Origin of the sequence: Sulfitobacter sp. AS92, from assembly GCF_038900015.1 — a bacterium.
Taxonomy (GTDB): domain Bacteria; phylum Pseudomonadota; class Alphaproteobacteria; order Rhodobacterales; family Rhodobacteraceae; genus Sulfitobacter.
Genome location: NZ_JBBMQL010000017.1, coordinates 39,858 through 60,917 on the forward strand (window position 1 = coordinate 39,858; position 21,060 = coordinate 60,917).

Here is a 21,060-nt window from a genome sequence, read left to right on the forward strand (position 1 = left end):
TTTGCGGCGTTTAGAACGTTTTACACCCGGTTTCCATGATCGGTCCCGCTGAGACGCGGTACCCTCTTTTTGGGTTGGCGAACACGGTTTGAAGGTCCGTAAGCTTTTCCATGCAGCGGTCGGCTACTTCAGCGTTTCGGGTGCTCCCATCGACATAGATATCTAGCCAAGGATGCCCCTCCCAACCGACATGGCAAGGTCCAGCTTGAGGTTTTTCCCCGTCTCCACATAGGTCTTCGACAATGCCGTATTTGCGCAGGCGCGGGATATAAAACCGTGTCCCAGGTTTGAAGTCCTCCGCTGTTTCACTTCCGTCTATCCGCCAGCCTACGGCCAAAGTCACAGGATCGTTGTAGGTCCCTATGCCAGCCGCGACGTCATGTATCATGGGCCGCCCAATGACGGCAGACTTTGGTGGGGTGTTGTCCCAATAGCTGTAGCCGGTCAGAAAAACAGTCATACGCCTCTCTTTTGGCAACCAGATGACACCGAGCAGCAGCAGGATGAGAAATGCGCGGCGCAGGTTTGTATGCTTTCGGCGGACCATCAACCGCTCCTTATGGGCTCTTTGGCGCAGACTGACCTCGCCAGTTTCAGGGTTCAGTCAGACATGCCGCGCAGAACGCCGGTCAGCCATCACCGCCTCCCCATAACATCTTCCCTTTATGAAATGCTAAAGACGCTTCTAAAGGTACCCATTTACAGGATTGAGAGATGCGATCCACGGGGGGTGGGGTTTTCGGCCGGGGGAAAAGGCACACGTAAAGTAAGGTGGCAAAGCAAGAGGGCCGCGGTTGACCCTTTGTTGGGCTCACACGAAACACGTAAATGGGTCCCTATGTCGTCAGATACGATACGACAGACCGAAAGCTGCAAAGTAGCTCAAAATTCGTATCAACCGGTGCCCCCTATCGAGCGGCTTAAATGTGTTGACCCAATTTATTCCGGCAAGCTCTTGCAAGAAGGGCATGAGACGGCCAAACCGAAGATGAGGCGAAGGTGACGTTGGCGCCTTTATCGGGTCCGAAGGCCGTTTGTGAATTGAGGGTATACGATGCACATCGAGAAAACCGCCCTGGCTGGGGTCTTGATCCTCACCCCCGTTCGCCACGGTGACGCGCGTGGCTTTTTCAGCGAAAGCTGGAATGCCAAGACCTTGGCGGATGCCGGGCTTGATTATCATTTTGTGCAGGATAACCACTCTCTCTCTGAGGCGCCAAACACCCTGCGCGGCCTGCATTTTCAAACCCCGCCGCATGCGCAGGCAAAACTCGTCCGCTGCGGGCGCGGCGCGCTTTTCGATGTGGCTGTGGATATCCGCCATGGCGCGCCAAGTTTTGGGCAATGGGTGGGCGTGGACCTCAGCTTTGAGAATGGGCGTCAACTGTTGATCCCGGCGGGCTTCTTGCATGGATTTGTCACCCGGGTACCGATGACCGAAATCATCTACAAATGCACCGATACCTATGCCCCTGATTGCGATGCGGCGGTCCGCTGGGATGATCCTGCGATTGGCATTGACTGGGGGCTTCAAGGACAAACGCCGATCCTGTCTGAGAAAGACGCCAATGCGTCTCTTTTGTCCGAGATTGCCCCGCATTTTACCTATGAGGGCATCGTATGAAGCTGCTTGTCACCGGTGGCGCCGGTTTTATTGGCTCTGCCGTGGTACGGCTTGCTTTGGCCCAGGGACATGCGGTGGTGAACCTCGATGCGCTGACCTATGCGGCCTGTCTGGATAACCTCGCGGGGGTCTCGGATCAACCTGACTATGCCTTTGAGCATGCGGACATCCGAGATGAACAGGCTCTGGCCCGCATTTTCTCCGATCATACACCCGATGCGGTGCTTCACTTGGCGGCCGAAAGCCATGTCGATCGGTCCATCGACGGACCGGGCGCGTTCATAGATACGAATGTGACCGGCACCTATACGCTGCTACAGGCGGCGCGGGCCTATTGGGAGGGGCGCGGCCGCCCCGACGGGTTCCGGTTCCATCATGTGTCCACCGACGAAGTCTACGGCAGCCTCGGGGCTGAGGGGTATTTCACGGAAGAGACGCCCTATGCGCCCAACAGCCCCTATTCGGCTTCCAAAGCCGCGTCTGATCATCTCGTCCGCGCTTGGGGCGAGACCTATGGCATGCCGGTGCTGCTGAGCAATTGCTCCAACAATTATGGGCCGTATCATTTCCCCGAGAAGCTCATTCCGGTGGTTATCCTCAACGCGCTCTCGGGCAAGCCAATTCCAATCTATGGCACGGGCGAGAACATACGCGACTGGCTCTACGTTGAAGACCATGCCGAAGCCCTGCTGACGGTTCTCACCAAAGGGGCCGTAGGGCGCAGCTATAATATTGGCGGCAACGCCGAGGCGCGCAATATCGATTTAGTGCGCCAGATCTGTGCTCTTTTGGATGAGTTGCGCCCCGTTAGACACGCCTATGCTGACCTCATTACCTTCGTCGCGGACCGTCCTGGTCATGATGCACGCTATGCGATTGATGCCAGCCGCATCCGCACCGAACTGGGCTGGCAGCCTTCGGTCACACTGGAGGAGGGGTTGCGCCACACGGTTGCATGGTACCTCGACAATCCCGCTTGGTGGCAGGCGCTGCAAGCGCGTGACGGGGTCGGTAAAAGGCTGGGTCGGGCATGAGCTTGCTTGTCTTTGGGTCCACCGGGCAACTGGCTGTTGCGCTCCGCAAACGTTCAGATGATGCGCGATTTCTTGACCGCGCCGCAGCCGATCTAGCCGATCCCGAAGCCTGCGCTGCGGTGATCCGTGCGACACGGCCCTCTGCGGTGATCAACGCTGCGGCCTATACAGCCGTGGACCGTGCTGAAGAAGAAGAGGTTTTGGCCACACGCATCAACGCTGAGGCGCCCGGAGCCATGGCACGCGCCTGCGCTGACTTGGAAATTCCCTTTTTGCATGTCTCGACGGACTACGTCTTTGACGGCAGTGGACAAAGTCCCTGGCGCCCCGACGATCCAATCGCCCCGATCAACGCCTATGGGCGCAGTAAGGCAGCTGGCGAAGCGGCTGTGCGCGCGGCCGGCGGGTCCCATGCAATTTTAAGGACATCCTGGGTGTTTTCTGCGACGGGCAAGAATTTTGTGACCACCATGCTGCAGCTGAGCGAACGCCGTGATGCGCTGAAGGTGGTCGATGATCAGATCGGGGGGCCCACCCCGGCGCTGTCTATCGCCGAAACACTGCTGCAGATGGCGGGCGTGATGAAGGCAGGGCAGGCCGGCGGCACTTATCATTACGCAGGGGCGCCTGCGACCTCTTGGAAATGTTTCGCGCGCGAAACATTTACCACGGCAGATCGGGCGGTTGACGTGGCGGGCATTCCGACCTCAAGTTACCCAACACCCGCAAAAAGGCCGCTGAACTCTCGTCTCGATTGCAGCACCTTGCAGAAGGATTTTGGGATCAGCCCCCCGGACTGGCGTTTGGCGCTGAAGGATATCGTGAAGGAACTGACATGAGCGCACGCAAGGGTATCCTGCTGGCCGGCGGGTCTGGTACGCGGCTGTACCCGATCACCTTAGGCATATCCAAGCAATTGCTACCGATCTACGATAAGCCGATGATCTATTATCCGCTGTCTGTGCTGATGCTGGCAGACATCCGCGAGATCGCCATTATCACCACGCCTCAGGATGCGGATCAGTTCAAACGCAGCTTGGGCGACGGCGCTCAATGGGGGCTAACCCTTACCTATATTGAACAATCCAGCCCGGATGGGTTGGCGCAAGCCTACATCTTGGCCGAAGACTTCTTGAACGGCGCACCGTCGGCAATGGTTTTGGGTGACAATATATTTTTCGGTCACGGGTTGCCTGAAGTGCTGGCTGCAGCCGGTGCCCGTGAAGCGGGGGGCACGGTGTTCGGGTACCGTGTATCAGATCCGGGGCGCTATGGGGTTGTGGATTTCAATGCCGAAGGTCGCGTACAGGCGATTGTGGAAAAGCCCGCCGTGCCGCCCTCCAATTACGCCGTAACGGGGCTCTACTTTCTGGATGGAACCGCCTCAAAACGCGCGCAAGCTGTAAAACCTTCAGCCAGAGGCGAGTTGGAGATCACCGCGCTCTTAGAGATGTATCTCGAAGACGACGCCCTTTGCGTGCAGCAAATGGGCCGGGGTTTTGCTTGGCTGGATACAGGGACCCACGGCAGCCTGTTGGATGCGGGCAATTTCGTGCGCACGCTCTCAGAGCGGCAAGGGCTTCAGGTGGGCAGCCCGGAAGAAATCGCGTTCAATAAGGGGTGGATTGACGCCGAGCAGTTGCGCCACCGCGCAGAGAGTTTCGCGAAAAACAGCTATGGAGCCGATCTCCTTCAGTTGCTGAAGTAGTTCTACCATAGGCTATTGTCTTTCAAAATTTCGCTTTGAGCCGCCCTTTGTCCGGTGTGTGGGCCTGGCCGATGCGGACTAGGTCGCCGCTCGGGGCCGCGCGCATTGCTCACCCCGCGGAAGTATTTGGGGAAAGGGACCCGATAGGTTATCCACATCTCTTGGGCGTGCTGCCCGCGCTTTTTCTTTGGATCAGTTTTGCCAGAACATAGCCTTTGAGGCATGCCAATGATCAAGGCCCCCCGGCGGGGCCCAAATTTAGAAAGAACTGCAATGCCGCCCTGTGACAAAACCAAGAGAGCTGAACGGCTGAAGGTCAATGTGTCACCTGCACTGTTAGGCACATTGTAGTGGATGTCCGAAGTCAAAAGACACTGGCAGCACCTTAGAAATATGACATGGTATCAAGAGGACATCCTTGATCAAATGCCTTGCGATGGTTCCGCTTCATAAAAATAGCACTAACTTCCGAGTATGAAAAATATATTTTCCCGAGGCATATCGAAAGCCCTTGCCCGTGCTCGGCCGCAGCGGCCTGAGGCAGCAAAGGCTGATCCGGTTGGCGATATCGGTGTTCACAGGGCGCGGGACCCCTTAAAAATTTTATCGCACTGCTTGTCGATTGACTTGGAGGTTGATCCAAAAGAAGCCCGAATATTCGCCTTTGCCGCCGTGCCGGAAGATGAAGGAGAGGGGGTTGTCCACCGGAAAGGTGATCTGAAGGCCGCGCTTAAAAAGCTCGACCTATTCTGCGCGGGCTTCGCGCATGTCATTGGCCATAATATATTGCGCCACGACTTGCCGCATCTCATGGCGGTATCACCGCGTTTTGCAAAGCGTGTGGATGGAGCGATCGACACGCTGTGGCTTAACCCATTGGCGTTCCCGCGTAACCCCTATCACAAACTGGTCAAACACTATCATGATGGGCGGCTCCAAAGTGGACACGTTAACGACCCTGAGTTTGACGCACGTCTAGTGTTTGCGGTTTTTCGCAACCAAATTGAGGCTTTCGTATCTCTGAACGCGTCGTCGCCAGAGATGATGTTGGCCTATCACTGGCTTTGCTGCCGAGGTCCTGGTAGCGCCGGGTTCGATCGGTTGTTCAGCGATGTGCGCGGGGCGTCCATCCCTACTGAGACGGAAGCGCACAGGGCTATTCAGATGCTGCTGCAAGGGGCGGCCTGCGGGGCGCAGGTGGATGCTGTGCTCGACCGGCTCTCGGACACAGGGCTGGGTTGGCCGATGGCATATGCCCTTGCCTGGATTTCGGTCGCGGGCGGGGATTCTGTCATGCCGCCTTGGGTGCGGGCGCAGTTCCGTGACGCAGCACGGCTCGTCAGGGACCTGAGGGACACGAATTGTCGTGATCCGCAGTGTGCGTATTGTGCAGAGCATAATGATCCCACCCGTGCCTTGGAGCGATGGTTTGGCTTTCCCAGTTTCCGCCCGGAGCCCGCCGATGAGAACGGGCGCCCGCTTCAGGAGAAAATCGTCGCCACGGCCATGGAAGGCGACCATCTGTTGGGCATATTGCCGACGGGTACGGGCAAATCCATCTGTTATCAGATCCCCGCGTTGTCCCGGTTCGACAAAACCGGCGCCTTGACCGTCGTTATATCGCCCCTTGTAGCGCTGATGGCGGATCAGGTTCAGGGCTTGGTACGGGCGGGAATTTCCACGGCGGTTACGATCAACGGTCTGTTGTCTTTGCCCGAGCGACAGGATGCGCTTGATAAGGTTCGCCTTGGGGACGCTGCGATCCTGCTGATTTCGCCCGAACAGCTGCGCAGCACAACAGTTCGGTCGGTGCTGGCACAGCGTGAGGTGGGGCTGTGGGTACTGGACGAGGCGCATTGTGTGTCCAAGTGGGGTCACGATTTCCGGCCTGACTATCGTTACGTTTCGCGGTTTATCAAGGAAAGCTCCGATAACGAGCCGGCAGCGGTGCTTTGTCTGACGGCAACGGCAAAGCCGGACGTGGTACAAGACATTCGCAGTCATTTTCGTGAGCGTTTGGGGGCAGAGCTGACGTTGATCGACGGTGGCGCATCGCGGTCGAATTTGAGCTTCAAGGTGTTGCCAACGCAGCGGGCAACCAAGATGACCGATATCTTTGACACGATTGAGGCCCAGCTTCCGCGTGAGGGCGTCTCGGGGGCAGTTGTTTACTGTGCGACCCGAAGTGCCACCGAGCGTGTGGCGACTTTTTTAAAACAACAAGGTATCGCCGTCGAGCGGTATCATGCGGGTCTTAGTGCTGATGACAAGCGTGAGATCCAGGAGGACTTTCGTGTCGGGAACCTGCGCGTGATTGCGGCAACCAATGCTTTTGGCATGGGAGTGGACAAGCCGGACATTCGATTGGTGGTTCACGGGGATGTGCCGGGGTCACTGGAAAACTACCTTCAAGAGGCGGGGCGCGCAGGGCGGGACCGTGAGCCTGCAGCCTGCGTCCTTCTGTTCAGTACCGATGACGTTGATCGTCAATTTAGCCTCAGTGCCCGGTCTCGACTGGCGCGGCACGAAATTGGCGCGATCCTGAAGGCGCTTCGGCGCCTTGATGTTCGAACCGGAAAAGACGGCGAAATCGTCGCCACACCCGGTGAGATCGTTCATGAAGAGAAAGAACGGGACTTTCAACGAGACAGCAATACCGACGATACGCGGGTGAAGACGGCCGTCTCCTGGTTGGAAGAGGCACATCTTCTGAACCGCGAGGAAAATCGAGTGCAGGTGTTTCCCGCTTCGCTTCGGGTAAGGAGCATGCAAGAGGTCCGCGCCATTCTGGCATCCGCTGAGCTTACCGACCGGCGGCGCAAGGATCTGGCGGCCATCGTGCAGCATATCATCAACGCACCGCAGGAGGAGGGCATTACCACGGATGAACTTTGCGGGGTCAGTGGGCTCACTGTGTCGGGCGTGCGCAAAGCCTTGGTCGACCTCGAAGCCTTGGGGATTGCAAAGGATGATACAAACATCACCATCTTCGTGCATGCGCGTGTTGAGAATGCCTCGCCGAAACGGTTCGAGGCGGCATCTCGGCTAGAAGCTGACCTGATTGCGATCCTTCGAGAACAAGCGCCAGATGCGGAAGCCGAAGAGATTTGGCCGTGTCATTTGGCCTCGGTAGCGCAGGCCCTGCGAGAGCGGGGACACGTCTCCGTGCGACCTGATATTGTCGAAAGCCTGCTCCAAGGGATTGCACAGGACGGCCGCGACATGGATGGGGGCAGAGGCAATATCGGCCTGCGCAAGGTGACCAGAGGCAGTCTTATGGTGCGAATGCAAAGATCATGGGCGGTAATCGAGCAAACCGCGCAGATCCGCAGGCAGGCCGCAGAGCGATTGGTTTCATACTTAATCGATAAGGTTCAGGCCGGCCTGCGCGGGAAAGATGTTCCAGTTGAGACCACACTTGGCGACCTTCTTGCAGCGATCAACAGCGACGCGTTGTTGCGAGCGTCCGTCAATGATCCTTCGAAGTTGATGGACCGAGCACTTTTGTGGCTGCACGAACAGCAGGTCGTGACACTCGGCAAGGGATTATCTGTGTTCCGCTCGGCCATGACGTTGCACATCAATCCGAAAGGCGGCGGTTTTACCACCCAGCATTTCGCGCCACTCGAAGATCATTACAGCGAACAGACGGTCCAGACCCATGTAATGGCGGCTTATGCGGTGAAAGGCATCGATGATATTAATCAGGCCGAGCAGCTCGCACATGACTATTTCGCAATGGAGCAGCCCATGTTCATGAAAGCTTGGATGCCAGGGAAAATTTCAGAGTTTAGACGGCAAGCCACACCCCAGTCCTATGCTGAGATCGTCGACAATCTGAGCAATTCGACACAAGAGCAGATCGTGCGTGACGACCGCGAACAGACCAATGTGCTTGTGCTTGCGGGGCCGGGCTCGGGCAAAACGCGCGTGTTGGTCCACCGCGTCGCCTATCTGGTCAGGATCAAGCGCGAAGACCCAAACGGTATTTTGGTGCTCGCTTACAATCGTCACGCTGCCACGGAGATCCGGGAACGCTTACGTCGATTGATCGGCGACGATGCCCGCTTCGTGACTGTCTTGACCATCCACGCCTTGGCCATGCGGTTGGTGGGCGCAAGTTTCGTCGGACGGGCAGGGCAAGATGAGCCTGATTTTGGGACGCTTCTGACCGATGCGGCACGTCTCTTGCGTGGGGACGGGTTGGACAAGGTCGAAGCCGAGGCTTTGCGAGAGACCTTGATCCAAGGGTTCCGCTGGATTCTCGTAGACGAATATCAAGATGTAGGCCCCGAGGAATACGCCTTGATCGCGGCAGTGGCCGGGCGCAGCATTGATGATCCTGATCAACGGATCAGCCTCTTTGCTGTCGGCGATGACGACCAAAATATTTATGCATTTGCGGGTGCCTCGGTGCGCCACATTCGTCAATTTGAACAAGACTATTCAGCCAAGGCGGTCTTTCTGACTGACAATTACCGATCCTCGAAAAACATCATCAGCGCAGCCAACGCGGTGATTGGAGGGTCTCGGGAACGTATGAAAACAGGGCATAAGATTGTCATTGATCCATCGCGGCAAAAGGACTTGGTCGGGGGTGTCATGGAAACCCTCGACCCGGTTGCCCAGGGGCGGGTGCAAATTCTTGGCTGCCCGGCTGGGAATGATTTTCAGGCGCTTGCAGCGGTCAATGAGATGATCCGCCTTTCAAAACTGATCCCAGATTGGAGTTGGAAAGGTGCTGCTATCATTTCTCGTGATTGGCGCAGACTCCTCCCGGTCCGTGACTTCGCCGAGGCGCATGGAATTCCGGTCGAGATGGCAAACGAGACCTTGCCAGGTTTATGGCGCACCCGTGAGATGCAAATGTTTATCGGCAGGCTGCGCGGCAGTCACATTGCGCGGGTCGGTGTGAGTGACCTCACCGAAACTCTGAACGCGATACCTACAAGCCGTTGGACCGACCGGATCGGCGAGGGACTGGGCCAATTTGCGCGTGAAGTTGACGGTAAAGTGCTTCCGACGCCTGACGTTATTGAATGGTTTGCCGAATGGTCGAAGGAGTCATGGGGCGAGCAGCGCGGGCTCAAACTATTAACAGCGCACCGCGCCAAAGGCCTCGAATTTGACGATGTCGTGATCATGGATGGCGGCTGGGAACGACCCTCGCGAAACGAAGATCAAGACGCGCCGAGGCGATTGTTTTATGTCGCCATGACGCGCGCGCGGCGCAATTTGATCGTCATGAGCAACGACCAACATGAGTATCTTCCCACTGTGTCGCCTTCCGTGGTCACGCGGCACGTAGTGCCTGACTTGGCGTCAGTACCCGGGCCCCGTCGGTTCTTTCAATCGCCTGAAATGAAGATGGTCGACCTGTCATTCGCAGGGCGCCAAGGGGATCGGCATGTTGTTCATAACGCAATCGCCCAAGCACGGGTTGGCGCGCCAGTCAGGCTCTCCAGAGCCGGAGATCGCTGGCAGATCGAGGATGCTAAAAGGCGGGTTCTCGGGCGGATGTCAAAAGCGTTCGCGCCACCAGTCGGCACGACATTTGTCTCCGGCGAGATCGCGGCCATCCTACATTGGCGCAAAGAAGATGCCGACGAGCGCTTTCATCATTTGATGAAACGCGAGAGCTGGGAAATCGTTGTGCCCGAGCTGGTTTTCGAGGAGGTCAAAGGGGTTGAAAAGGCTTCGCAACAAGATAGGCACGGCAAGTAGGCGTTGTTGCAGGGTTCGAAGTGATAGGACCAAATCACCGCGAGCCTTGATCGCCTACCGGCAGCAAAAGATGTTCTGAATGGACTTTCTTGAGGGGCCGCGGGGGGGGGGGCGGAGCTCTTCAGTTCCTTGGTGCTATGTGTATTGCGACTGTCCGGCCCGGCGCCTGCCGCGCAGATGTGCTATCTCGGATCAGCCGCACCGATCTCTTCGAGAAAGCTTCGGCAAATATCGCGGTTGATGTTAAGCTATCTGCGATACAGCACTGGAGTTTTGCTCATGCTCAAGTTCAAATACATCCTATCGGCGATTACTCTGATGATGGCACAGACCGCTTTCGCCGATCCAAATCTTGCCTCCTATTACACCACCATTGGTAGGGAAGACTTTTACAATTCGAACGGTGGACCGCTTAAAGATGTCGGTGCGGTCGTCCAGCAGGATCGCGCGAATTTCCACCGCTTTGGTCTGCGGCACTCAGGTGATGAAGCCGACCCCTACTTTGGTGACCAAACCATGCGCGCTAAGATCCCTGATCTGGTGCGAGCAGGCGGTGTCGACCAGTATCTTAAAAAATTGCTTGGAAGCGGTTGGCCGGGCCACAGCCAGACTTGGCTCATTCAGATTTGCGGGACGCCTGGGCGGGTCACCCACCTGCGGATTGATCCGGCGGATGGGGATGGCTATTCGGATTGCTGAAGTATCACGGAGGATGACACCCTCTACATTTTTTGATCGGGAGGGTCAGTTCGAGGTCGGCCGACATCTTCAATTATATCGACTTCTGGTTTACCCGCTTCGATAGCTCAGCGGCGCTTTCCTTACGCTCGCTATAGCGGTCGAGCAGGCAATCCTTATTGTCGCGGGTGAGCAGCGTGAACTTCATCAACTCTTCCATGACATCGACCATCCGATCATAGAACGGTGAGGGTTTCATGCGGCCCGCCTCGTCAAACTCCAAGAACGCCTTCGGGGTGGAGGACTGGTTCGGGATGGTCAGCAGGCGCATCCAGCGGCCGAGGATGCGGAGCTGGTTCACGGCGTTGCAGCTCTGCGAGCCGCCGCTGACCTGCATGACAGCCAGCGTCTTGCCCTGTGTTGGGCGCACGCCGCCGAGTGACAGCGGGATCCAGTCGATCTGCGTTTTCATAATGCCGGTCATCGCGCCATGCCGTTCGGGCGAACACCAGACCATGCCCTCGGACCAAGTGGTAAGATCGCGTAGCTCTTTCACCTTGGGATGATCGGCCTCCACGTCATCCGGCAGGGGAAGACCAGAGGGGCTAAAGGTGCGCGTTTCCGCCCCCAGTCGCATCAGGATACGGGCGGCTTCTTCGGTCATCAGTCGGCTGAATGAGCGCTCTCGCAGCGAACCATAGAGCAGCAGGATGCGCGGGGCATGCGCTGCCCGCGCGGGTGCCAACAGCCGATCCGTGTCGATGGCTTGGAAATGGGTTTCTTCAAGGTTCGGTGTATCAGCCAAGGCGGCGTCCTTCCGTGTCAATCATCAGCGTGCCGTCTTCCTTCCACAGCGGGCCGAGTGGCAGGCGGTCGAGAAGGTCCAGGACCGTCTCACTCGGGCGGCACAGCCGCACGCCCTTGGGTGCGCACACAATAGGACGGTTCACCAGAACAGGGTGCTTCAGCATGGCCGCGAGGATCGTCTCGTCGTCCACCGAGGGATCGAGCAGTCCGAGGTCCTCTGCCGGGGATTTTGTCGTCCGCAGGGCGGTGCGGGGCGTCAATCCAGCAGCCGCGAACAGCGCCAGAAGCTGCGGGCGGGTCCAGCCTGTTTTAAGGTATTCGATCACCACAGGCGTCTCGCCTGACGCCTCAATAATCGCCAGCACATTGCGCGAAGTGCCACAGTCGGAGTTGTGGTGGATGACGATGCTCATGAGGTATCCCCTTCCTTGGGAAACCAGTGCTGCGTCCGGTTGGCGAAGGCGACAAGCGACAGCATCACGGGCACCTCGACAAGGACGCCGACGACCGTTGCCAAGGCGGCCCCCGACCCCAAACCAAACAGACTGATCGCAACCGCGACGGCCAGCTCAAAGAAGTTGGACGTGCCGATCATCGCGCAGGGCGCGGCGACGTTGAAGGGGATGCGCCATGCCCGCGCTGCAAGATAGGCCACAAAGAAAATCCCGTAAGACTGGATCAGCAGCGGCACGGCGATCAGCACGATGACGAGGGGGCGGTTCAGAATGACCTCGCCCTGAAACCCGAACAGCAGCACCACCGTCACCAGCAGGCCGAGTATCGAGAAAGGCTGCACACGGGATTTGAAGGCATCGACCGCCGCCTCTCCGCCCTTCGCAACCAGATTGTGGCGCGTCAGATACCCGGCCAGCAGGGGCAGCAGGACGTAGAGACCCACCGACAGTAGCAGTGTATCCCACGGCACGACGATGTCCGTGACGCCCAGCAGAAAGGCGACGATAGGCGCAAAGGCGAAGGCCATGATCACATCGTTTACGCTGACCTGCACCAACGTGTAGGTCGCGTCGCCCCGTGTAAGGTTTGACCAAACGAAGACCATCGCGGTGCAGGGCGCGGCCCCCAGCAAGATAACACCCGCAAGGTAGGCCTGCGCGTCGTCCGGCGGGATCAGGCCCGCAAAAACATACTCGAAGAACAACACACCGAGGGCGGCCATCGTGAAGGGTTTGATCAGCCAGTTGACGACCAAGGTCACGACCAGCCCCTTGGGCTTGTCCCCGACCTGGCGTAGGGCACCAAAATCCACGCCGACCATCATCGGATAGACCATCGCCCAGATCAGAACCGCCACCGGCAGGTTGACCGAGGCGACTTCCAGCGCGGCCAGAAAAGAGAAGAGACCCGGAAAGATGTTACCCAGTAGCAGCCCACCGCCGATGGCGAGCGCCACCCAAACGGACAGCCAGCGTTCAAAGGTTCCCAGACCCGCCGCAGCGGGGAGCGATGTATCGGTCATGTTGAGCAAGTCTCCATTCTAAGAGTTCTGCGTATTAGCAGTCACAAGCGAGCTCATTGATGACGGGCTGGCAAAGTTCAGGACTTCCGCCGCAGCAATCTTCCATGAGGAAAGCCAAGAGACCGCGCATCCCGTCCATGTCGGCGAAATAGCGGATGCTGCGGCCTTCCCGTTTGTTCCGGATCAGCCCGGCGCGGGACAGAATGCCCAGGTTGGCCGACATCGTGTTCTGGCGAACCCCGAGGGTGTCGCTAATATCACCCGCCGACATGCCGACCTCTCCGGCCTTGATGAGCAGGCGGAATACGTCGAGCCGCGTGGGCTGGCTGAGAGCCGCGAATGCGTCGAGAGCGTGATCTTTATCCATATATCAGGAATTATTGATATTACAGGCGTAGGTCAAGTGCCTTTTGGGAAATCTGCGGCGTCTAAGACGCTCCACTTTGGAACGGGCACAAACAACCTCGATTGATGCTGTTAAAAGCCCCCGCTTAAAGTCCAAGAAGTTGATGAAAGTTTGGTGGTCTCCGAGGATCGTGTTTTTGAATAGAAGCCGTCTTTTCTGCCACTCTTCACAAGCATTCGCTCAGCGGCTCTCTCGGGACCCGTCCTGGAATGCTAGCGGCTCGGCAACTGGTATGAGATATAGGAAGTGCCCCCGCTCAGCGCATCCATTGCGGTGCCTTGATGCTTCCTCGGTTCACTTTGTTTCCTACCGGGCCCACGAGTCCGAAGGCGCCCGGTTGCGCTACCTTTTTCAATGGATCGAAGCGAGCTTAAAAAGACGCGCACGTCGGTTGCCTCGCGGACATTTCGATTCCGGCGCAAGGCTTTCTCTTGCCTACCGAATGGTTAGAAGTTCAGGCGTTTTGGCAATCAGCTGCGCAGGGCAGGTCTAACTCTCAAGAGCCAAATAAAGCCGAGGGTCAAAAGTAAGAGGACCGCACTGCCCGGGCTGCGTATAAAAATCGTTGGATCTCCTTCAGATACGATAAGTGATCGGCGCAAGAATTCTTCCAAGTAGGGACCGAGGATCACTCCCATCAGCACTGGCACAACAGGGTAGGAAAAGATGCGTAGCAGAAAGGCTAACACGCCAATTGCGAGGGCCATCCACATTTGAAAAAAGGAGAAGGATGAGGCATAGACCCCCACCATCGAAATCATGCCGATAAATGCGTAGAGTAGACCTCGATTTATCTGCGACAGACGTAAGTAGATCGGGCCGAATGCAATGACTGATAGAAACACAAAGATCGCCGCAACAAAGAGTGCCGCGAACATCGGGGCGATGATTGCAAAATTCTCGCCCAAAAGCGCAGGTCCAGGAACAAGGCCGTGGATGAGCAGCACGCCGAAGATGATGGCGGTTACCGCGTCGCCTGGAATCCCCATCGTGAGCAAAGGAATAATCGCACCGCCGCACATGCCGTTGTTGGCAGATTCAGAGGCCGCCAACCCTTCGTAAGACCCTTTGCCGAACTTCTGGGGATGACGAGAAGAACGTTTTGCTTCGGCGTAGGCGATGAATGAGGCCATTGATGCGCCACCGCCTGGCAACATACCAATCAGAACGCCAATAATTGCGCTTTTGATATAGGTGAAAAATCCGACCTCGCGGATCAATGTCCAATCAGGGAGAAAATCTCTCCGTTTTGGACGTAGTATCTTGGCCACGGCTTCAGGCTCTCCGACCTTGGTGGGCATAGATGCTTGTGCAATCAGCTCACAGGTGGCGAAAAGACCGATGACTGCGGGTAAAAGGTTAATGCCTTCAATCAGATGATAACTGCCGAAATCAAAACGGCCGACTGGCACCATCGGATCGATCCCGACTGTGGAGATCATTAAGCCGATTGCCATGGCCAACATGGCCTTAAGCAAAGACCCCGACGCAACAATCGTGACGGTGACCACTGCGAGTAGAACCAAGGAGAACTTATCCGGCGTCTGGAACAGCAAGGCCAACGCACTGATTGGCTGAGCGAGCGCGATCAGGACAACAACCCCTATGAGCCCACCGATGGAGGACGAAAAAGCACTGAGGCCAAGGGCCTGCGTGCCTTTGCCGGCTTTCATCAGTGCGTGGCCGTCGAGTGTTGTGATGGCACCTGACGGAGCGCCGGGAATATTTAAGGTGATGCCGGTAATCGATCCCGCGTAAATCCCCGCCATATAGATAGCGGCTACCATGACCAACGCGTCCTTAACTTCCATACCAAAGGTAAAGGGCAATAAAAGCGCTATGGCGAGCGTCGCAGTAAGGCCGGGAATTGCGCCAAACGCCAATCCCAAAAGAAAACCACCGACAAGATGGAGGAACGTACCTGGGTTGGCGAGCGCGAGGAATCCATCAGCAACTTGACCGATCATCTTAGAACTCCCACAACGGCAAATAGAGGCCAAACAATTTAACGAAGAAGAGCCAACCGGCAACCGTGATGAACAGCGCGATGATTACCGATGAAAGGGCCGAAGCCCCCCACTTCCCGTTGCGCTCAAAGTTAAAATAAATCGCAATCAGGAAAGTGTATCCGGCAGTCGCTGTCATGTAGCCTGTATAAATGAAAGCCAAAATATAGAGTGCCGTAAGTCCTATCGCAATGACAGGACCCAGTATGACAATGCGAGGAATGTTATCCGATGTTTCGGCTGCTGCAATTATATCCTGCTGGACGTTGAACTCCTTCAGGATGATCAGAAAGGTCGCCACATAGACAAATCCACATAGGATGATTGGCAGGAACGAAGGCCCCGGCTCGCCATTCACGAAAGGTCTGTCCATTCCCAGCAGCTGGCTTGCATAAACAGTATTTAGCACCGCCAATCCAAAGGCGAAGAGAATCTGGCCTCGGAGTAATTTTGTCATGTGTCGCCCCTCGTCTCGAAGCTATTTGGCCATGTCGCGAAAGGGCCGGAGTTTTGTCTCCGGCCCTTGTGGGTCAGTTCTTGTCTAGCACGCCGTCGGCTACCAACTTATCCATCAGCGCAAAGGCTTTCGCTTGCGAGGAGGAGATATAGGCTTCAGTTTTTTCACCGTTCATCCAAACGGCCCCCATGCCGGTTTCCTCGGCTTTCGCGAGGAAGGCGTCGTCTTGAAACACCTTCTCGAATGCGGCTTCTAAAGTGGCCTGCTGTTCAGCATCTACAGCAGCCTGCGTGGCGATTAGCCGAAAGCCGCCCCATACGACGTCGTAGCCCGCTTCCTTGAAGGTCGGCACATCAGGGAAATTCGGGTCGCGTTCATCGGCCATAACCGCCAAAACGCGGGCTTGTCCTGATTCCACTGCAGAATAGGCCGCCGAGATGCTAGTCGACGCAGCATCGGTTTCGCCAGACAGCAAAGCTTCGCGTTGGGGGCCAGAGCCTTTAGGGTAAGGGACGTGAAGAAATTCCACATCTGCCTGTTGCTCGAAGTCAAGCACAGGGAGGTGCCACACACCGCCAGTACCTACGTTAGATATCTTGATAGTCCCCGGCGCTTCACGAGCAGCTTCGACCATCTCACCGAGCGTTGTCCAAGGCGCATCAGCACGTACAACGAGTGCAGTCGGATGCACTGTCACCGATCCAAGATAGGCCAGCTCTTCGGTGTCGTAGCCCGGCACCAGTTCGTAATAGGGAACAGTGATGACGCTATCCCATGTAAGCGACCCAATTGTGTAGCCGTCCGGGCGAGACTTCATCAAACGCAACGTGCCCACGCCGCTCTGGGCACCTGTCACGTTTTGCGTATTCACACCCACGCCCAAAGGCTTTTCGGCAAAGCTCATGAAGGTGCGCATGACGGTATCCGTGCCGCCTCCCGCGCTCCATGGCATGATATGCATAATGTCTTTTTGTGGATAGTCCTGTGCCAGTGCGGCTGCCCCAAGCCCCATAACGATAGTCGCAGAGGCCGCAGCGGATTTGACCAAGGTGAATATTTGCATTTATTTCTCTCCTGTTGATTGATCGGTTCTAATGGCGATGGGACGTCGGCTTTAGTAGAAATACGGCAGCTTCCTTTCGCGGGCGACGTCGACCCACGGAGGAACAAAGGGAATAATCTTATCTTGGGAAGGGACCATCATCTCAATAAAGTTTGCGCCCGGGTTGTTTATTGCTTCAGCCAAGGTCGCTTCGATTTGATCTTCTGATGTGATCCGTGCCGTCTCGAACCCGAACCCTTCTGCGATCTTGATATAATCAACAGCGCCGAAGTCGGTGGTCCAGGGGGCATCAACATCATCCAGCAAGATGGCCTCGGCCCGGATCCAGCCGTAGTTATCATTTCTGGTCAAGATGACGGTAATATTTTTATTACTGCGCTTGATTGTCTCAAAGTCTCCCAGCACAAATGCGATAGAACCATCACCTGTGAAGGAGATCACTGGGCCGTCATTTGCAAATGCCGCACCGATCCCGGCAGGCACGGAATAGCCCAAGGCGCCCATGGAGTAATTCGTAATATAGCGTCGACCGGCCTCCCGGACGGAAAGCAGTGCCGAAGGGTAGATTGCACTTACTCCTGGTTCCGCCGTGACAATCGCATCGGTCGGAAGCAGTTTGTCCAGCGCTTGCGTGAGCTTAACTGGAGAAACAGTTCCCGCAGGCATTTCAATGTTAGAGTTAAATACTGCATCCAGCGCAGTGCGTTTTAGCTCGGTAAGATCAACTTTATTTCGTGTGAGCGTAGGGTGCTCGTCACGGATTACAGCTGTCATGTATTCAAGGCTGGCGCGGGCGTCGCCGATCATTCCAACCTTCAGCGGGTAATTGTTACCGACATGCGCTTCAGCAATATCAAGGTGCATGAAGGTGGTACGTTCCGGATCACCGTACAGCTTCCAATGATTGGTCCCACTCGAGTCTGTGTTTGAACCAATGAAGAAAACGCAATCCGCTTCCTTCACATAGGCATTGGAATATTCCATTCCGCCACGCGCGCCTACAACCCTGAGCGCAAGGGGATGAGTTTCGGAAATAATTCCCTTGCCCGGAGTAGTGGTGCCCACCGGAATTTGCAGCAGCTCCGCCAACTCAAGAACCGCATCCGTTGCTTTGGAGATCAATGCCCCCTGACCACAAACGATCACTGGCTTTTCGGCGGAGAGCAACGCATCAACTGCTTTGCGTATCTTCTTGTGATCAGCTACTGGACGATGTGACGGATAGAATTGGTAATCTTCTTCCGCATAGAGATCGGTGATCTCAGCTTCTTCGTGGAACACATTGATCGGCACACGAATATGAACCGGTGCCGGACGTCCCGACGTCGCGACCCGGAAAGCCCGGCGCAGCAGAAGCGGAATGTCCTTCACATTGGTTAGATAGAATGACTCCTTGCAAATACTTGCGTACATCGCAGTTTGGTCGACGCCGGTAAGCCCATGCTTCTTGTCTTGGTTTATGGGCACATCAGAGCTGAAATAGATGACAGGAACAGAAGAAAGAAACGCTTCGGTTATCCCCGGCGTGCAGTGGGTCACGCCAGGGCTCGGCGCTTCCAGTACCGCTGGCCTGCCGGTTATCTTCGCATAGGCCTCAGCGGCATAAGAGGCTGTGCGCTCGTCTCGGGTAAGGACATACTCGATGGTCGAAGATTTCTGCCATTCTTTATACCAGCCGATAGTGGTCTCACCCGGAAGGCCAAAAACATGACTAACGCCATGCAACTCAAGCATTCTCAAAATGACTTCTGCCCCGTTCATGTTCATTGCTTGCCTTCCCAATACGAATTTGCAGCCTCTTCTGTATACAGAGCGAAACACAGGTCTGAACGCAAATCAATTGATTTTTTCTTGTGGCCCTTCTACTATCGGCTTTGACGTAGATTTAAGCGGATTTCGGAATCAGATGCAGACAGCCCCAGCCACCGTCGAACGCAACTATCTCCAACTGAAAGAGATGGCGGTAAACTATGACTTCAAGCCTGATTCCCGGTTGAACGAGACTGAACTGGCTAAGAAGTTAGCGACCAGTCGAACGCCACTTCGGGAGGCTCTCAACCGCTTGGTCGCCGAAGGGTTCTTTACCTTCCGCAGTGGCAAGGGGTTTTTCTGTAGGTCGCTTAACCCTATAGGCATCATGCATCTTTACGAAGCGCGTGCGGCAATTGAATGCGAGGCCGCAAGTTTGGCCGCTCACCGAGCTGATCCAAACAAGCTCAAAGAGCTTGAGCAGTACTTGGATGAATCAAAAGCCAACTACACCCCGGGTACATCCCCTACCGAACTGCTGCGGATGGACGAGGCCTTTCACGTTGGGCTGACCTCATTGACCGGCAACACAGAGATGATCCGCCTTCTTGAGAATGTGAATGACCGGATACGCTTTATCCGGCTCATCGACCTTAGAACACTCGCAGAGAAAAACGGTGGCGAAGTCGTGACTATCCGTCCTCACGCGGAGATTTTGCGGGCCGTCAAACAGGGTGATAGCGAAGCTGCGCGGCAGGCGATGGTTCAGCACCTTACAAAAAGGCTTGAGGCGGTCACCGAGAACGTTCGCAATGCGTTTGCGGAGCTCTACACGCCAGACGACTGACCGTATCAACCTTTAATAAGTAAGGCTGCTTGCGCGAATACCACTGGAGATCTTCTAAAATGTTCCACCCCGTTACCGGCATTGATCATTGCGTCGCTCTGACCCAGGACCTTGACAGTACAGCTGAAAAGTATCGTGCAATGGGCTTTAGGCTCTCACCCAGAGGTACGCATTCTAAGGCGAAGGGTTCAGCAAACTACACCATTATGTTCCCTCAAGATTACTTTGAATTACTTGGATTTCTTGCTGAGACCGAGGTTAATGCTCCACGGCGTGAGATGTTGGCGACAATGGGAGAGGGGTTGCATGCGATTTCCTGCAGGATCGAAAATGCCAATGCTGCTGAAAATAGTTTGGCCGACCTTGGCATAAAGACGCAGGAGCTCAACAGTTTTTCACGCCCCGTTCAACGCTCTGATGGTTCGGAGAATGTTGCTTCTTTCTCCACATTGACCTTTTCTCCGAGCGAGGTGCCATTCGGCTCTGTTTTTATGTGCCAACATAAGACACCAGAGGTGGTTTGGATGCCCGAACTCCTTGATCATCCGAACGGCGCCTGTGGCCTCGATGCGGTGCTCGCTATATCAGATACCCCGGAACAGGATGCGCTGGCATTTGCTCGGCTTTGGGCCAATGGAACCGTCACGGAGAGCGATGGATGCTTTAGTGTTGCAACGGGTCCAAACTCAGCAGCACTCATGCTATTTACTGCTGAGAACCTCGCAAAACTCTTTCCTGACGCAAACTTGGAAACGACCGCGCAAGGTGCCTTCGCCGGAATACGGATCAAAACAAGTGATAGCGAAAGGCTCAAAACATTCCTAAGTAAGTCGCAAATCCCCTACTCAGTAAGTTCAGATGGTGTTTATCTTTGCCCTCAAAACGCCTCAGGAGTTCTGTTGGAGTTCGTTTAGGCCCAGGCCGAACGGTTCTTGGTCTGACAAAGTCTGCGGGTTTACCGATATCGATACCGGCTCTAAGCCGCCGCTGCCCGGCCGATGAAGCTCAACATTGTTGTTTTCGCAAAGCTGACGTTAATTCTTTTCAGATATGCGCAGTTTTTGCCACGAAGATCGCCTACTGCAGAGCAGAAGACGTTGCTCAATTTTCCAAGGGGGCATTTCCCCAAGCAAAAGCCGTCACGACGATGCTGTGCCTCGCTCGAACGGCAGCGGAAACCGAACTGGTTGGACGAACAGCAATGCGGGATCATGAGGCAGACGTATGGTTCAAAAAGCCCTACATCGAGCATGCTCTAGTCTGTAATGTACGCGGCTGTGCGCTCTATTAGTCCATCTCGGAACTGCGCATCAAATCCCGACGATAGAGACTGATCACAGTCGAATAATTATGTGCAAAAATAAATCAAAGTTTGAAAATGCACACCCTTTTGATACATCCAAGTGAACTGGCCCCCATTTCGACCGGACACCTTGGGCTAACCAGGGAGGCTTAAGGATAGCCTTAAGCACGTGCTTAT

At 55.8% G+C, this 21,060-nt stretch carries 17 protein-coding genes; 8 read left to right on the forward strand and 9 right to left on the reverse strand.

Annotated elements, in window-relative coordinates; translation table 11 throughout:
- Positions 1-10: 10 nt before the first annotated feature.
- A complete protein-coding gene (locus tag WNY61_RS18565) occupies positions 11-547 on the reverse strand; it encodes a hypothetical protein (protein WP_342852925.1) in 537 nt (178 codons plus the stop codon).
- A gap of 507 nt (positions 548-1,054) precedes the next feature.
- On the opposite strand from WNY61_RS18565, the gene rfbC reads away from it, so the two are divergent.
- The 6 genes from rfbC to WNY61_RS18595 all read left to right on the forward strand — a co-directional run bounded on the left by rfbC (position 1,055) and on the right by WNY61_RS18595 (position 10,789).
- Positions 1,055-1,624: a dTDP-4-dehydrorhamnose 3,5-epimerase gene (gene rfbC / locus WNY61_RS18570; protein WP_342852926.1), complete on the forward strand. Its 570-nt coding sequence runs from the start codon at positions 1,055-1,057 to the stop codon at positions 1,622-1,624.
- Positions 1,621-2,658 carry a dTDP-glucose 4,6-dehydratase gene (gene rfbB, locus WNY61_RS18575; protein ID WP_342852927.1) on the forward strand — a complete coding sequence of 346 codons (1,038 nt, stop codon included), beginning with the start codon at positions 1,621-1,623 and terminating at the stop codon, positions 2,656-2,658. Before rfbC ends, rfbB begins: the two co-directional genes overlap by 4 nt.
- Positions 2,655-3,497, forward strand: a complete 843-nt coding sequence (rfbD, locus tag WNY61_RS18580; protein WP_342852928.1) for a dTDP-4-dehydrorhamnose reductase — start codon at positions 2,655-2,657, stop codon at positions 3,495-3,497. Before rfbB ends, rfbD begins: the two co-directional genes overlap by 4 nt.
- Positions 3,494-4,366, forward strand: coding sequence for a glucose-1-phosphate thymidylyltransferase RfbA (gene rfbA, locus WNY61_RS18585; RefSeq protein ID WP_342852929.1), 873 nt, complete (start codon positions 3,494-3,496; stop codon positions 4,364-4,366). The genes rfbD and rfbA overlap by 4 nt, the downstream gene beginning before the upstream one ends.
- 615 nt (positions 4,367-4,981) lie before the next feature.
- Entirely contained in the window at positions 4,982-10,090 is a 5,109-nt protein-coding gene (locus WNY61_RS18590) for a RecQ family ATP-dependent DNA helicase (protein ID WP_342852930.1), read from the forward strand.
- Positions 10,091-10,330: 240 nt separating this feature from the next.
- The gene (locus WNY61_RS18595; RefSeq protein ID WP_342852931.1) at positions 10,331-10,789 is read left to right on the forward strand and encodes a hypothetical protein; all 459 of its coding nucleotides are present in this window, start codon (positions 10,331-10,333) and stop codon (positions 10,787-10,789) included.
- 73 nt (positions 10,790-10,862) lie between these two features.
- Here WNY61_RS18595 and arsH read toward each other — a convergent pair whose 3' ends face one another.
- The 8 genes from arsH to WNY61_RS18635 form a co-directional block, all read right to left on the reverse strand.
- A complete protein-coding gene (arsH, locus tag WNY61_RS18600) occupies positions 10,863-11,573 on the reverse strand; it encodes an arsenical resistance protein ArsH (RefSeq protein ID WP_342852932.1) in 711 nt (236 codons plus the stop codon).
- Complete coding sequence (gene arsC / locus WNY61_RS18605; RefSeq protein ID WP_342852933.1) at positions 11,566-11,988, reverse strand: arsenate reductase (glutaredoxin); 423 nt, start codon at positions 11,986-11,988, stop codon at positions 11,566-11,568. The genes arsH and arsC overlap by 8 nt, the downstream gene beginning before the upstream one ends.
- Positions 11,985-13,052, reverse strand: a complete 1,068-nt coding sequence (gene arsB / locus WNY61_RS18610; protein ID WP_342852934.1) for an ACR3 family arsenite efflux transporter — start codon at positions 13,050-13,052, stop codon at positions 11,985-11,987. The genes arsC and arsB overlap by 4 nt, the downstream gene beginning before the upstream one ends.
- Before the next feature lie 34 nt (positions 13,053-13,086).
- Complete coding sequence (locus WNY61_RS18615) at positions 13,087-13,419, reverse strand: metalloregulator ArsR/SmtB family transcription factor (protein WP_342852935.1); 333 nt, start codon at positions 13,417-13,419, stop codon at positions 13,087-13,089.
- Positions 13,420-13,928: 509 nt separating this feature from the next.
- Positions 13,929-15,425, reverse strand: coding sequence for a tripartite tricarboxylate transporter permease (locus WNY61_RS18620; protein ID WP_342852936.1), 1,497 nt, complete (start codon positions 15,423-15,425; stop codon positions 13,929-13,931).
- Between the two features lies 1 nt (position 15,426).
- Entirely contained in the window at positions 15,427-15,921 is a 495-nt protein-coding gene (locus WNY61_RS18625) for a tripartite tricarboxylate transporter TctB family protein (protein ID WP_342852937.1), read from the reverse strand.
- Between the two features lie 73 nt (positions 15,922-15,994).
- A complete protein-coding gene (locus tag WNY61_RS18630; protein WP_342852938.1) occupies positions 15,995-16,984 on the reverse strand; it encodes a tripartite tricarboxylate transporter substrate binding protein in 990 nt (329 codons plus the stop codon).
- A 51-nt stretch (positions 16,985-17,035) separates the two neighbouring features.
- Positions 17,036-18,745: a thiamine pyrophosphate-binding protein gene (locus WNY61_RS18635; protein WP_342852939.1), complete on the reverse strand. Its 1,710-nt coding sequence runs from the start codon at positions 18,743-18,745 to the stop codon at positions 17,036-17,038.
- Here WNY61_RS18635 and WNY61_RS18640 point away from each other — a divergent pair.
- Both WNY61_RS18640 and WNY61_RS18645 read left to right on the forward strand, forming a co-directional pair.
- Positions 18,726-19,580 carry a GntR family transcriptional regulator gene (locus WNY61_RS18640; protein ID WP_342852940.1) on the forward strand — a complete coding sequence of 285 codons (855 nt, stop codon included), beginning with the start codon at positions 18,726-18,728 and terminating at the stop codon, positions 19,578-19,580. The two genes, WNY61_RS18635 and WNY61_RS18640, sit on opposite strands and share 20 nt — an antisense overlap.
- A gap of 59 nt (positions 19,581-19,639) precedes the next feature.
- On the forward strand, positions 19,640-20,494 hold the full coding sequence (locus tag WNY61_RS18645) for a VOC family protein (RefSeq protein WP_342852941.1): 855 nt from the start codon (positions 19,640-19,642) through the stop codon (positions 20,492-20,494).
- Positions 20,495-21,060: the final 566 nt, after the last annotated feature.

Coding starts and splice junctions, on each gene's coding strand:
- WNY61_RS18565 (WP_342852925.1), bottom strand. CDS start 547: ATGGTCCGCCGAAAGCATACAAACCTGCGCCGCGCATTTCTCATCCTG.
- rfbC (WP_342852926.1), top strand. CDS start 1,055: ATGCACATCGAGAAAACCGCCCTGGCTGGGGTCTTGATCCTCACCCCC.
- rfbB (WP_342852927.1), top strand. CDS start 1,621: ATGAAGCTGCTTGTCACCGGTGGCGCCGGTTTTATTGGCTCTGCCGTG.
- rfbD (WP_342852928.1), top strand. CDS start 2,655: ATGAGCTTGCTTGTCTTTGGGTCCACCGGGCAACTGGCTGTTGCGCTC.
- rfbA (WP_342852929.1), top strand. CDS start 3,494: ATGAGCGCACGCAAGGGTATCCTGCTGGCCGGCGGGTCTGGTACGCGG.
- WNY61_RS18595 (WP_342852931.1), top strand. CDS start 10,331: ATGTTAAGCTATCTGCGATACAGCACTGGAGTTTTGCTCATGCTCAAG.
- arsC (WP_342852933.1), bottom strand. CDS start 11,988: ATGAGCATCGTCATCCACCACAACTCCGACTGTGGCACTTCGCGCAAT.
- arsB (WP_342852934.1), bottom strand. CDS start 13,052: ATGACCGATACATCGCTCCCCGCTGCGGCGGGTCTGGGAACCTTTGAA.
- WNY61_RS18615 (WP_342852935.1), bottom strand. CDS start 13,419: ATGGATAAAGATCACGCTCTCGACGCATTCGCGGCTCTCAGCCAGCCC.
- WNY61_RS18620 (WP_342852936.1), bottom strand. CDS start 15,425: ATGATCGGTCAAGTTGCTGATGGATTCCTCGCGCTCGCCAACCCAGGT.
- WNY61_RS18625 (WP_342852937.1), bottom strand. CDS start 15,921: ATGACAAAATTACTCCGAGGCCAGATTCTCTTCGCCTTTGGATTGGCG.
- WNY61_RS18630 (WP_342852938.1), bottom strand. CDS start 16,984: ATGCAAATATTCACCTTGGTCAAATCCGCTGCGGCCTCTGCGACTATC.
- WNY61_RS18640 (WP_342852940.1), top strand. CDS start 18,726: ATGACTTCTGCCCCGTTCATGTTCATTGCTTGCCTTCCCAATACGAAT.
- WNY61_RS18635 (WP_342852939.1), bottom strand. CDS start 18,745: ATGAACGGGGCAGAAGTCATTTTGAGAATGCTTGAGTTGCATGGCGTT.
- WNY61_RS18645 (WP_342852941.1), top strand. CDS start 19,640: ATGTTCCACCCCGTTACCGGCATTGATCATTGCGTCGCTCTGACCCAG.